The sequence below is a fragment of the Shewanella sp. MF05960 genome, assembly GCF_050849305.1.
GTDB lineage: Bacteria > Pseudomonadota > Gammaproteobacteria > Enterobacterales > Shewanellaceae > Shewanella.
The window spans coordinates 64,664-77,913 of sequence record NZ_JBOZPS010000004.1; the positions used below are offsets into that span (position 1 = coordinate 64,664).

The 13,250-nt window shown below is 44.7% G+C and carries 9 protein-coding genes; 5 read left to right on the forward strand and 4 right to left on the reverse strand.

The genetic code is table 11. The features are described from left to right. Window positions 1-3 precede the first annotated feature (3 nt). The 3 genes from ACROAE_RS05110 (at window position 4) to ACROAE_RS05120 (ending at window position 1,955) form a co-directional block, all read left to right on the forward strand. Window positions 4-657: a hypothetical protein gene (locus ACROAE_RS05110; RefSeq protein WP_432399918.1), complete on the forward strand. Its 654-nt coding sequence runs from the start codon at window positions 4-6 to the stop codon at window positions 655-657. A 23-nt stretch (window positions 658-680) separates the two neighbouring features. Further along, window positions 681-1,016, forward strand: a complete 336-nt coding sequence (locus tag ACROAE_RS05115; RefSeq protein WP_160052593.1) for a hypothetical protein — start codon at window positions 681-683, stop codon at window positions 1,014-1,016. A gap of 111 nt (window positions 1,017-1,127) precedes the next feature. Continuing rightward, window positions 1,128-1,955: a potassium channel family protein gene (locus ACROAE_RS05120; RefSeq protein ID WP_432399919.1), complete on the forward strand. Its 828-nt coding sequence runs from the start codon at window positions 1,128-1,130 to the stop codon at window positions 1,953-1,955. 420 nt (window positions 1,956-2,375) lie between these two features. Here ACROAE_RS05120 and mrcB read toward each other — a convergent pair whose 3' ends face one another. The 4 genes from mrcB to pepB form a co-directional block, all read right to left on the reverse strand. After that, a complete protein-coding gene (gene mrcB / locus ACROAE_RS05125) occupies window positions 2,376-4,673 on the reverse strand; it encodes a penicillin-binding protein 1B (protein ID WP_432399920.1) in 2,298 nt (765 codons plus the stop codon). Between the two features lie 77 nt (window positions 4,674-4,750). Then, window positions 4,751-7,357, reverse strand: a complete 2,607-nt coding sequence (gene hrpB, locus ACROAE_RS05130; RefSeq protein ID WP_432399921.1) for an ATP-dependent helicase HrpB — start codon at window positions 7,355-7,357, stop codon at window positions 4,751-4,753. 68 nt (window positions 7,358-7,425) lie between these two features. Next, window positions 7,426-9,735: a putative bifunctional diguanylate cyclase/phosphodiesterase gene (locus ACROAE_RS05135; protein ID WP_432399922.1), complete on the reverse strand. Its 2,310-nt coding sequence runs from the start codon at window positions 9,733-9,735 to the stop codon at window positions 7,426-7,428. Between the two features lie 732 nt (window positions 9,736-10,467). Continuing rightward, complete coding sequence (pepB, locus tag ACROAE_RS05140) at window positions 10,468-11,742, reverse strand: aminopeptidase PepB (RefSeq protein WP_432399923.1); 1,275 nt, start codon at window positions 11,740-11,742, stop codon at window positions 10,468-10,470. Between the two features lie 145 nt (window positions 11,743-11,887). Here pepB and sfsA point away from each other — a divergent pair, with 145 nt between their 5' ends. Beyond that, complete coding sequence (gene sfsA, locus ACROAE_RS05145) at window positions 11,888-12,592, forward strand: DNA/RNA nuclease SfsA (protein WP_432399924.1); 705 nt, start codon at window positions 11,888-11,890, stop codon at window positions 12,590-12,592. 139 nt (window positions 12,593-12,731) lie between these two features. After that, entirely contained in the window at window positions 12,732-13,175 is a 444-nt protein-coding gene (gene dksA / locus ACROAE_RS05150) for an RNA polymerase-binding protein DksA (protein ID WP_188737863.1), read from the forward strand. Window positions 13,176-13,250 lie beyond the last annotated feature (75 nt).

A 13,250-nucleotide genomic window follows, 5' to 3' on the forward strand; every position in this document is an offset into this window, starting at 1 on the left:
GGTATGGGATTTCTTAGCGGCCTTTTTGGCAAAAAAGAAGCCCCGAAGCGCCAGCTTGACCACCCAAACAAACTACTCAAGGGTGATATGTTAACCCTTGATGACAGTTTTGCTTTGCCCGCACAATTGCGCGGGCAACAGCTAAAGGTTGAAGCCATTCATACTTATGAATATCAGCGCTCGCAGCTTTGTGAATTCTTATTGCGTGGCCATAGCGGCACTGCAATCTTTTTGTCTTATATTCAAGAAGACGAGTCTTACCTCAGTATTTCAATCAAAATCAATCGTGCCGATGTTGAACAAATGTTTGACCTTGATGCTTTTGCTGAAATATTTGAAGAACCCGGTAAAGCGCTCCTTACAACCCAATCACTGTCAGCAGAACTTGAAACCGAGTTTGGTCAATGGTTGAGTGAAGAGTATCATCAGGTTGAGTTTGCTGGATTTGGTTATTTTCATCGTCAAGACTACCGTGGCTTAACACCACCTCAAGATGACAATGGCGCAAAAGGCGAAGGTTTTGAAAGCTATAGCCTAGTGAACAATCAAGACACTCATGCCGTTGATATTGAAGTGTATGAAGGCGGCGACACTGAAGTGATGTTGACCTTATATCGCCCATTGTCCGACATTAGAGAATACTGGCCGGCAAGCTGATACAAGTAGGAGATGACGTTCTTATGAGCTCAGGTAAACCGTTACCCGATAAATGGCTTAAAAACCAACAAGCAGCAAAGGCCACTCAAGTGGCTTTTGATCTGGATGAAAAGTTTCAATACTCCATCCGCAAAGCCGCTTTAGATAAAGGCGTAAGTCCGTCGGATCAAATACGCACTATCCTCGGATTATCGGTTTCTAAGCGTCCAAAACGTCCACGTTTAACCGTATCATTAAGCGGTGAAGACTACGTGTTATTAGCGCAAAAGTACGGTTTAGACAGCGACTCTCAATTAGAGATCAAAAAGCGTGTACTCGATGATTTAGTTCACTTTGTTGATAAAAAGTCATCAACGTAATATCCGTTATAGGTTATGTCGCTTAAAAACAACGCACTAGGCTCACGTCTTGTGCGTTTTTTGTTATGATAACGTTTATAAGTTAATAACAATGAATCAAAGCAGGCATTCATGTTTGAATCTAAACGTTGGGCACTGAAAAACGTCGATGGTCCCAGTCCATTTGAGCTAGCCATGATGGTGCTGTCATTGGTGTCTGTGGTCATTGTATTGACCATTACTTTTGGCCGTTTAGATGCCGAAACCAATAAAGTGTTGCTGTATATAGACAGTAGTATTTGTATGATTTTCTTGAGTAAGTTTTTTCATGGCTTATACAAGGCACGTAATAAAATCTACTATATACGCCATCACTGGATTGATTTTGTCGCCAGTATTCCGGCCATTGAAGCGCTGCGTTTTGCGCGAATATTTCAAATTCTGCGTGTCATCCGCTTAATCCGCATGAGTCGGTCGTTATTGATCCCCCTGCTTCGTCAACGCAAACAAGCGACGTTAGCCAGCTTACTTGTGGCGATGGTATTAATTCTAGCTACCGCTTCGGTATTGATATTATTAGTAGAAAGCGCCGAGTCTAATGCCAATATTCAAACTGCAGAACAAGCCATTTGGTGGGCATTAGTGACCATATCCACGGTCGGCTATGGCGACTTTTATCCGGTGAGTACCATAGGCCATGTGATTGGTGGATTAGTGATTGTCAGTGGTGTGAGCTTTTTCGGGGTAATTTCAGGTTATATGGCATCGGTGTTTGTCGCCCCTGATGAAACCGAGCGCCAAGAAGAGCAAGATGCAAAGGAAGCGCATAAAGAACAGATCAACAGTAAACTCGAAGCCGCACTAGAACAGATGCAACAAAATCAATTGCAGATGGAACAGAATCAACAACAAATGCTCGAAGAAATCACCAAGCTCAGACAGCAGCTCGATAAGCATTAATGATAGCGTAATCGCACACCGTTTAATCCATCTGTTCATGACAGACAAAAAAGCCCAAATTCATATGAACTTGGGCTTTTGATTATGTTCGGCTAATAATACCATTGCGCATTAATAAGTGACCACTCAGAATGCATCCAGCGGTTTTTGATTAAGGCGTCGCTATGTAGTAATGGTTGTTCCCTTTCAAATAGCGAGAACACAAAGCAAAAGCCGCTGGGGCATTCCTTTCAGGCGAGTTTTAAAAGGGCTTACACTGCGTTGCATGACTTCGAAAGAGAACACTATTCATTCAGTCATTCGCCTTGTTTAAGCCCTTTTAAATTCTCGCTGAGAGATCATTTACTAACGCGCAATGGTATAAGACATCAATTAACTAACACGTAAGCTAATTAAAACGTAAGTTAATAAAGACGACAATTAACCGCCCACCAGCTTTTGCCACCAAGATAATGGTTCACCGCAATTTTCTGCAGGGCGGTAGCTGGCCTCTAATGCAGGCAAACCAATGATATTGTCACAGTTGCCTTGCTTAGCCATGCCGGTGGTACGATCAAAGTAGCCATTAATCACCCCATTGACTGGGATCATTCGTAAACTCAGCGGAGGACGTTGCTGTAAGAACGCCTGATACACCGCCATTGCGCCGCTACTACCATATAAGCCTGTTTTGCTGTTGTCATCTTGACCAACCCAAATGGCCGCTACGTTTCGCTCGTCAAAGCCGGCAAACCAGGAATCACGACTGTCATTACTAGTACCCGTTTTACCGGCTAATCGTACCCCGGGGAATGCAGCACCTAAACGCTTAGCCGTACCAGAACGCACTACATGATTCATTGCATATTGCACTAAATAGTCGGTGGCTGGCGCAATGGCTTGCGAACTTGGAGCCCGGCTAACTTCTAATGCCTGGTTTTGACTGTCTAACACCGCGGTAATCGACGTTAACTTACGATAGCGACCTTCGTCAGCCAAGGTTTGATAAACCTGTGCCACCATTAATGGTGAGCCATTCACGGCACCTAATAACACTGAAGGGTATGGTGATACAGACTCTTCCCATCCCGACTTTTGCAAGGTAGACACTACCTTATCAACACCCACTGCTAACCCGACATTCACTGTTGGTACGTTCATTGAGTCTTTAATTGCGGTCAATAATGGCACTTGGCCGCTAAACTTTTTGTCGAAGTTTTTAGGCGACCAAGTTTTGCCTTGCTCATTTTTCAAAGTAATGGGTTTGTCGTCAATCGGCGTGGCCAACGAAAACTTATCACTTTGATTTAATGCACTAGCATAGACAAAAGGTTTAATTAACGACCCTATAGGACGGCGAATTTCAACTGCGCGGTTAAAACCTTCATAACTAGGGACTTTGTCGCCAACCATCGCCGCTATCCCGCCGGTATATTTGTCGGTGACAACCATACCTACTTGAATATTTTTAGCGCGCTTATCTAATGATGCCAAGGTGGATGACACTGCTTTTTCGGCAGCCTCTTGCGCCATAGGATCAAGCGTTGTGTACACTTTAACCCCAGATTGCTGCAACAGAGAATCACCGTAACGCTCACGTAATTCTTGTTTTACCACAGCAAAAAATGCCGGTAGTTTTTGATGCACTGATTTTTGCGAACTGCGTAAGCCAAGCGGTGACTCCGCTGCAGCCTTATATTGCGCAACAGTCAATTTGTCATTTTCCATTAATAGGCGCAGTACCAAATCACGACGCTCCTGAGCACGCTCGGGATAACGCCAAGGGTTGTAGTAAGACGGCCCTTTGATCACAGCCACCAAAAATGCTTGCTGCGACACAGTTAACTCACCAACAGGACGACCAAAATAAAACTGCGAGGCAAGCCCCATTCCGTGTACACCGCGGGCCTTATCTTGGCCCATATACACTTCATTCAGGTACGCTTCTAAAATCTCATCTTTGCTGTACCTAAAATCAATAATCAGCGCCATTAATGCTTCACGCACTTTGCGAACAATAGAGCGCTCACTGCTTAAAAAGAAGTTTTTGGCTAACTGTTGCGTTAGGGTAGAACCACCTTGAACAGTGCGTCCTGCACTAATATTGACTAACGCTGCACGAGCAATCGCCAACGGATTAACCCCGTAATGATCATAAAAACTTCGGTCTTCAACTAAAATTAATGCATCGACTATGCTGGCAGGCATTTCTGGCGTACGTACAAATAATCGGTCTTCACCGTCGCCCGCAATAATGCGGTCTAATAACACAGGCTCTAAATGAAATACTGCTAACTCGCGTTTATCAGACATGCGCTTAACTGAGCTGACGCCGTTTGAGTCGAAACTTATCATCACTCGTTGTTCGACTTGATTGCCCTCAGGGTGTAAAAACGGACGACGCCATAATTCAATGCGAGTGCTAGATGCTGAGAATTCTCCAACTTGACGAGGATCTGCCACTTTGCGATAACCCAATAGCTTCAATTCGGCCATTAATTGCGGGTGGTTAACCGCTGCACCTGGGTATAACGCCATTGAGCGACTGAACATTTGTGCAGGTAGATGCCACTTTTGCCCTTCAAACTTTTGCGCAATAATTTGATCTAAATAGATCGCATAAAATGTCACTACGGCTAACCCGACAATAGCGAGTTTCCATGTTAACGACCAGAGCGAACGCCACCATGATGTGGTGGCTTTTTTAGCGCGGGGTTTCTTGGCTGTTTTTTTTGTCATAAATCAATTATTCATCTAATTTTGCACGGTAACCGATGCGTCTTATTTTATAAGCGATGAGTTTACAAGCAACGGGCTTATAAACCTGGCGTTTTCTTTTTAGTAAATTTGGTGGCGACAGTGTTCACAGGGTCGTCTGGCCATAAATGTCGAGGATAGCGGCCACGCATTTCTTTTTTTACGTCAACATAAGGTCCTTGCCAAAAACTGGCTAAGTCTGCGGTCACGGCTAATGGACGCTGTGCTGGAGACAATAACTCCATAGTCACCGTCATTTTGCCATGCAAAATGCTGGGACTTTGCGCTAAACCCAACGCCTCTTGTAAACGCACACTTAATAATGCTCGGCCTTGCTGCTCATCATTATGATAAAAATGCCCTTCTGCATCGAGTGGCATTTGATACCTTATTGGTGCCCGCGTGCCTGTTGCCATTGGCCAGTGAGTGGGCACTAACTGATCGAGCAAGGTTTGCTGCTGCCAACTTAAGCGGTTTTTCACTAAGCCATAGGCATCAATTTTAGCCAACGCTGTCAGTGAATTAACCTGTTCAATGTACGGCCCTAGCCAATCAGACAAGGTGGCCAGTAAATGCGCGTCCGTTAAGCAAGGCCAGTCATGTTGTGGGGCATAATATCGCGCCAATTCGACTCGGTATTGTAACTGGATTAAGGTCTCTTCGCGATTAAGGATTGTTAACCCTTTGGCACGAACTTGTTCTAACAGTGCTGCGGTAATTTGGGCTCTTTCTGGTGCAATACCGGTTTCGGTTTTAATGATAATCTGGCCGACTTTAGTGTGTTTTTCGGCAAAAAATCGCCCTTTTGCCTCATCCCAACCGCCTTGCACCTGGCGAGTGACTAACTCGCTAAGTTCATCATCAAATAAACGCTCATCAAATCGAGCGGCTAAATACACCTGGCCGGCATTACGACCTTGATTCTCTTGAAAGTCAGCAATCACTAACCAAGGTTCGTGTGCCAGGCTGTCGTCAGCAGCGATGACCACGCCGGTACCGTTACTCAATAAAAACCCATCATGACCACGTGCTTTAGCAATACGGTCGGGGTAAGCAAGCGCTAACAAATAACTGATGTCTCGAGTTGAAGCCTGGCTTATGGCGTCTTGCACTTGGCCTGAGACGCCCAAAGATTGCTGCCATTGGCGTACTTGTTGTTTTATTTGCCCATGTTGGGCTTCGACAAGGTAATGGTAAATATCTGCGCCTTTTTTGGGTAAGCCGCGCGCTTCAATAATACCCGCTAGCACACAAGCCAACACACACAACTGCGGCTGAGATTGTTCACTGGCAATGTGTTTGGCTTTAAGTAACATGTGAGCCAAACGAGGATGGCAGCCTAACGCATAAGCCTCATGGCCCAATGGTGTTAATTTTCGTTGGGGATCAGTTAACGCTAGCTGTTGCAATAGCTGCCATGCCACTTGCTCATGGATAACTGGCGGTGCGGTCAGTAATGCTAATTCGTTGAGCGCCTTGGCTCCCCAACTAGCACAATCTAATGCCATTGAGGTGAGTTCGCTTTGGCTAATTTCGGGCTCATCGACTTTACGCAGGCGGCCATGCTCTTCTTGACTCCATAAACGCACACAATAACCCGGCGCTAAACGCCCTGCACGACCACTTCGCTGCACGGCAGATGCTTGGCTAATACGCTTAAGCCCTAAACGCGTCACACCGGTTTTAGGATTAAAGCTGGCTTCGCGGCGATAACCACTGTCGATAACCATCGTGATGCCTTCGATGGTGAGGCTCGACTCTGCTACGTTAGTGGCTAAAACGATTTTGCGTTTCCCAGGTTCGGTCAACCCAATCGCGCGATCTTGCTCTACTGGGCTTAAGTCACCATACAAAGGGCAAATTAGCCATGTGGGATCTAAACGTTCGCGAAGCAAGCGCGCCAGTTTATTGATTTCCCCTTTACCCGGTAAAAATGCTAACACACTGCCGAGTTGATATTCAGCTAAGCTAGCATCATTCACAGTGTCGTTAATCACCCTAGCCATATGCATTAACCATGGTTGCTGCGCCGGACAAGGTTGGTATTGATGTTGTACCTCAAAGCTACGCCCTTCACTGCTAATTTGCTGTGCAGTAGGCATTAATTCTGCCAAAGGTAAGCCAGATAAGGTGGCAGACATGGCAATAATGGTTAAGTCATCTCGTAGGGATTGCTGCACTTCAAGCGCAAGGGCCAGGCCAAGATCTGTGGGTAAATGACGCTCATGGATTTCATCAAAAATAATCACAGCAACCCCGGTAAGCTCAGGGTCGTGTTGGATCATGCGGGTTAAAATGCCTTCGGTGACAATTTCGAGCCTGGTATGTTTACTCACTTTCGTGTCGCCACGAACCCGATACCCCACATCCTGCCCAACCGGTTGTCCTAATTGCTTAGCAATAAATTGCGCCACGTTACGTGCAGCCACTCTTCTTGGTTCAAGCATGAGTATTTTGCCACTGATTTCGGGCCACGCTAACATGGCTAATGGCAATGCAGTTGATTTACCCGCACCGGTAGGCGCTTCTAGAATAAGTTGTGAGTGGTTATTGAGCGCGCTGCGAATATCATTTAAGACAGCATGAATAGGCAATGTGGCAGAACCCGCCTGCTGGGTGGTTAATGATGTGTCAGGCTTAGCGGTGTCAGATATGGTCAACGGCATGTACTATGGCTGTGATTTTACGCAGTATTTTATACTAATACCGCGCACATACACATAGGTTTCGAGCGCTAGATCTCTAATGCCTTTCTCTCTTCTTCAGTGATAATACTCGTCGCATCTGTTAACCAAGGGGTACGAAGACCACTGTCGAGTTCGGCGAGACGAGTCGGTTTATTAATGGCGTAACCTTGGGCATAATCGACTCCGATATTTCTCAGATATTCCCCAATGTCAGTGTTTTCAACAAACTCGGCGATCACTTCAAAGTTCATGTCTTTACCTAATTGGCAAATCGCTGACACAATGGCTTTGTCGCTGCGATTGCTGCATAAATTCACCACAAACTGACCATCAATTTTTACGTAATCAACATTAAGACATTTTAAATAGGCAAAACTGGAAAAACCAGAACCAAAATCATCTAGGGCCAATTTACAGCCAAAAGGTTTCAGTAAATCGATGAGTCCTGTGGCTTGATCTAACTGGCTAACGGCGGCGGTTTCAGTAATTTCGAAACACAATTTATCAACTAGTTCAGGCTCAACCATCAGGCGCATCTCAAGCCAACTCATAAATTTTTGGTCGGCTAAAGACATGGCTGATAAGTTAACCGACACCATCGACAGTTGCTGCCAAATATTGAGGTTTTCGCCACCCCATTTTAACAGATTATCTATCACCCAGCGGTCTACTCGCGGCGCCAAATTATAACGTTCTGCGGCAGGTAAAAAGACCCCAGGTGACACATAAGTACCATCACTTTGAACCATGCGCAGCAAGATTTCCATGTGGATGCCGCTTTCTTGTTTATCGAGGGGTTCAATGAGTTGGTAAAACAATTCAAATTGATTCAGCGCCAATGCACCGGCAATGTCGACAGACGCTAACATTTGGTTATACATAATGTGCATTTGCGGATCGTCTGGATTATAAAAATGCCAACGATTACGGCCATCTTCTTTTGCTAACTGACACGCTGCATCGGCTTTACTCATGACCCCATAGATATCGGTGTCAGCATAGTCAACTTGAGCAATACCAATACTGGCGCTGATATTGTGTTTAATGCCTTTCCACACAAACTCATGGTCAAACAATTGTTGGCAAATTCGTTTGGCAACCTGCTGCGCCGAAGACTTGTCTGAATAATGCATTAGCAAGCCAAATTCATCGCCGCCTAGACGCGCCACAATATCGCCTTTGCGCAGTAACTGCTTTAAGCGCACAGCGACTTGTTGCAGTAATTGGTCGCCAGCTTGATGGCCGCTAAGATCGTTAACCACCTGAAATTGATCGAGATCGAGAAATGCAATGCAGGCCGGCACATGGTCTTCATCTTTTAACAGTTCTTCGAGCATGTTTTCAAACTGCACTCGATTGGGTAAGCCCGTTAAAACATCATAATTTGAATGAAAAGACAGTTCATCAGCCAAACGGTAACGCTCGGTCACGTCTTCAACCATCAGTAATAATTGTTGCTGGCGGTTTAACGCATGACAAAAACTGAATTTATACCAGTGACTTTTGACCCCGTTACGTAAAGGAATTTCGCACCAGGCCTGACGTAGAATGCCTTCGCGGACTATGTGTAAGGTATCGTTAAGCAGCGGGTGGTCTTCATCGCGCACGATATGAAATAGATTATCCCCCAGCCTTATAGGCAAAATACTTTGCCAAATATCATTTTGCAGCACGACATTATTGTGTAAATCAATTAGGGCGCAGGCCATTGGCAATAACTGGAACAACTCTTGATATTGTTTATCTTTATTATCGAGCACCACCGCTAAACGGCGTAATTCTAGTGCCGACGCTAATTGATAGGCGGTATCATCAAGTAATTTAGCCACAAACGCGCAAGGATCGGGTTGATCATCGGCTACCGATTTAAGCTCAGTGACGCACAGAGCACCCAATATCACTTTAACATTACCCACCCGCAATACAGGGCTGAGAGCAAAATGTTTGCAGTCGATATTAAGTGATGTAAAGGTGTGTAATAACGACGACAGATACGGCTTATCTTCAAGCAGAGCGATATTGTCTTGCGATGCGTTGTAAAGGATGGATTGGGTATTTTCCAATAAAGAATCACACAGGACTTGATGGCTATTGATGCCTTGATTAAATAATAATTGTGCCTCGGGTGAAGCGGTAAAATGACTAACACATTGTAGTTCTGTGGTGTCGATGATGTCACTGTCGGGGGCAAACACATTGTCATATTGGCTAGTTAGTATGAATGCAGCACTGCAATCGAGTCTGTTACAGACAAGCTGAAGCGCCCGATTGAGCAGATCTAACACCGAGGTATTATTCCCTTCAATAGGTCCATTTGTGAACACACTTTTCAATAGTTGTTGGGTGCTATCTGCCATTCATCAACTCAATCAAGGTTTGCAATTCAATTTGCTTAGGGATAAAAATATGCGCTATTTTATCGTTAAGTTTGTCATTAACACTAATCTAAGTGTAGTTTAGTCACTCACAATTAACGATATTTGTTTATATCATGCTGTATTAATAATCTATTAGGCTTTGGGATTCAACTCATTACTAATTAAGGGTTAGTGAATGCATACTCGCTATTTGCAGCAGTGACTTGTTGAATTTGATTTAGAGAAGACACAAAAGAAATCAAATATCAGCGCTACTGCATGGGTTTGAGCCATCTTTCCTCCTCGGTAACTTAGCGCGTCCCCAGCTTGATTTTCACATGACAAGCGGCTTTTTTAAGTCTCGTAGATCGGACCAGTTAGCCTAGCGTTATTGAACAAATAAGCGCTATACCTAAATGATATATCACCAATAGTTAGAGTCATTAGCATTACCGCAAGCTCTTTAAGTATTATCGCTACACGCAACCACTGGTACATAAGTAAATACCAACATGCGCGACACGTTAGCTTAATTTGCCATATTAACATGACGAATTTACTCATATTGCGATGCACACCAAAATTACAACGTCAGTTAACGCATTTACATTTTATGATCCGATTCATGCCCGACGATTCAATCCTTAAATCTTGACAACTGTAGTAATAAAAAACCGCAGATAATGAACGTCATTATCTGCGGTTGTCTTTTAGTTTGTTATCGCTTGAAGGCTAGTCTTTTAGTAGCTCTGCAATTGTGAGTACACCATGAGTAGTCGCACCTGCTGCCCATAATGCTGAAGCAGAAGACTCAAATGCGCCAGCGAGGTCAACGTGTAACCAATTAGCTTGCGGTGACACAAAGCGCCATAAGAAACCAGCTGCATTAGATGCGCCACCCGCGCCGCCACCTTTCACAGGACGACTGTTTGCCGTGTCTGCATAAGCCGATGGGCACATATCTTTGTGCCATGGATCTAATGGCAGTGGCCATACATTTTCAGATACTGCAGCTGCACGTTTTTGAGCAAGTTGTAGCGTGGCAGTTTGTGGCGAGAAAATCGCATTGTAATTTGAACCCACAGCCATAACTGCTGCACCTGTTAAGGTTGCTGCGTCAATAATCAATGGCGCGCCAGTGTCAGAAGCGGCCTGTAAACCATCGGCTAACACTAAACGACCTTCAGCATCGGTATTAACGATTTCAACTGTGGTGCCATTTTTATAAGTTAAAATATCACCTAATTTAAATGCACGGCCGCTTACCAGGTTTTCTGCGCAACATAAAAACAGTTTTACACGCTTATTTAAGCCCGCTTTCATCGCTAAGCCTAATGCCGCGGTCACTGTTGCCGCCCCGCCCATGTCGCATTTCATTGCCAGCATGCCTTCTGATGACTTAAGGCTATAGCCGCCTGAGTCAAAAGTAATCCCTTTGCCCACTAATGCAACCGATACCGGAGCATCTGCTGCAAGCGGGTTAAAATCAAGCTCTAGCAATGCCGGTGGACGTTCACTGCCGCGACCTACCGCATGAATACCAACCCATTTTTTTTCTAATAACTCTTGGCCTTCAACAATAGTAAAGCTTACCTTGTCGCCACCGATGTTTTTTATCCAGGCTGCAGCTTGCGTCGCTAATCCCACTGGTGATAAATCTTCTGGGGTATCATTAATTAACTTACGCGCAAATTGAGCCGCTTCAGCGCGCTGAGTTAAGGTCGCTTGATCTGCATCACTGCCACACCAAAGCACTTGATAACCCGCTTTAGCAGTGGCAAAACCTTGCGCAAAAGCCCACTGAGAATGCAGATTCCATAAGTCGCCAGTAAGCTGTACAGCGTTAACGCCTTGATTACGTATTTTTCTCGCGGCCATTTGCACCTGACGCAGCTCATCGCTGCCAGATAAATGGATCAGTGTTTGCGCACCTTGATAAGTCACATCTGCTTTGCCCCAATGCGCTGCTGGTGCGTCATTAGTAAGCGTTACCGTCATAATATCCATAGTCATTCCTTGTTGTGCGCCAGGCGGCGCAAATACCCTAGCCTAAACACGAGCTAATGGCAGTAGTGTAGACAAAACACAATCGATAAACCAAGCTAAAATTTGTTAACATTGTTGTAAATCAACCCAAGACATAGTTATACACATGCTATTTGAACCAAAATTAGAAACAGGTGTATTGTTAAAACGCTATAAACGCTTTTTGGCCGACGTTGCCCTACCCGACGGACAAGTCATCACTATTCATTGCCCTAACACTGGTTCAATGAAAAACTGTTTGTTTCCAGGAGAGCCTGTTTGGTTTTCAACCTCAGATAACCCTAAACGAAAATATCCCCATACTTGGGAGATTATGCAAACAGATCAACAACATTTTATTGGCATCAATACTGGCCGCGCCAATGCATTAGCTGAAGAAGCAATTAACCAACAGGTTATTACTGAGCTTCAAGGATATGACACCCTAAAGCGAGAAGTAAAATATGGTCATGAAAATAGCAGAATCGATATCTTGCTCACTAGCCAAAACCGCCCAGAGTGCTATATTGAAGTGAAAAGTTGTACCTTGCTAGAAGACCAAGTGGGCTACTTTCCAGATGCCGTCACAACGCGGGGACAAAAGCATCTACGCGAACTTATCCAAATGGTCACCATGGGCCACCGAGCGGTATTATTGTTTGTGGTGCAGCACAGTGGCATATCGACCGTAAAACCCGCGCGACATATCGACCCACAATACGCAGACTTACTTGAACAAGCCGTTGTTAAGGGTGTTGAAGTGTTAGCCTATAAAACAGCACTTACCCCACAGGGAAGCCAAATAGTCGAACCCTGTAAAGTGATGCTTTAGATAAAAAAACACTGAAATACTACGTAAAAAATTTGCCTAGCTATAGAGTTTCTGGTATAGATAGCGGCCGTAAAAATAAGACACAGCGGCCGTAAATTTAAGACGCCCTTAAAACGCAAGAGATTACAGGAGATGCGTTATGCCTGAAGGCACTAAAAAACTTGGCGTACTCGCTATTGCTGGTGTAGATCCTTACCAGGAGTCAGCTGGTGAAGAGTATATGAATAGCAAGCAACGAGGTCACTTTAAACGGATCCTCGAAGCATGGCGTAACCAATTGCGTGAAGAAGTCGACCGTACGTTAACTCACATGCAAGATGAAGCTGCTAACTTTCCTGATCCTGTAGACCGTGCAGCCCAAGAAGAAGAATTCAGCTTAGAATTACGTGCTCGTGATAGAGAACGTAAACTGATCAAGAAGATTGAAAAGACATTACAGAAAATTGAAGAAGATGATTTCGGTTTCTGTGATTCTTGTGGTGTCGAAATCGGCATCCGTCGTCTTGAAGCTCGTCCAACAGCCGATCAATGTATCGACTGTAAGACGCTAGCAGAGATTAAAGAAAAACAGATGGCGGGTTAACCCGTTATTCATAAGGGCGAGATTATCTCGCCTTTTTGTTTTCTAAAATCTAAAAATAAATAACATAGTCACGTG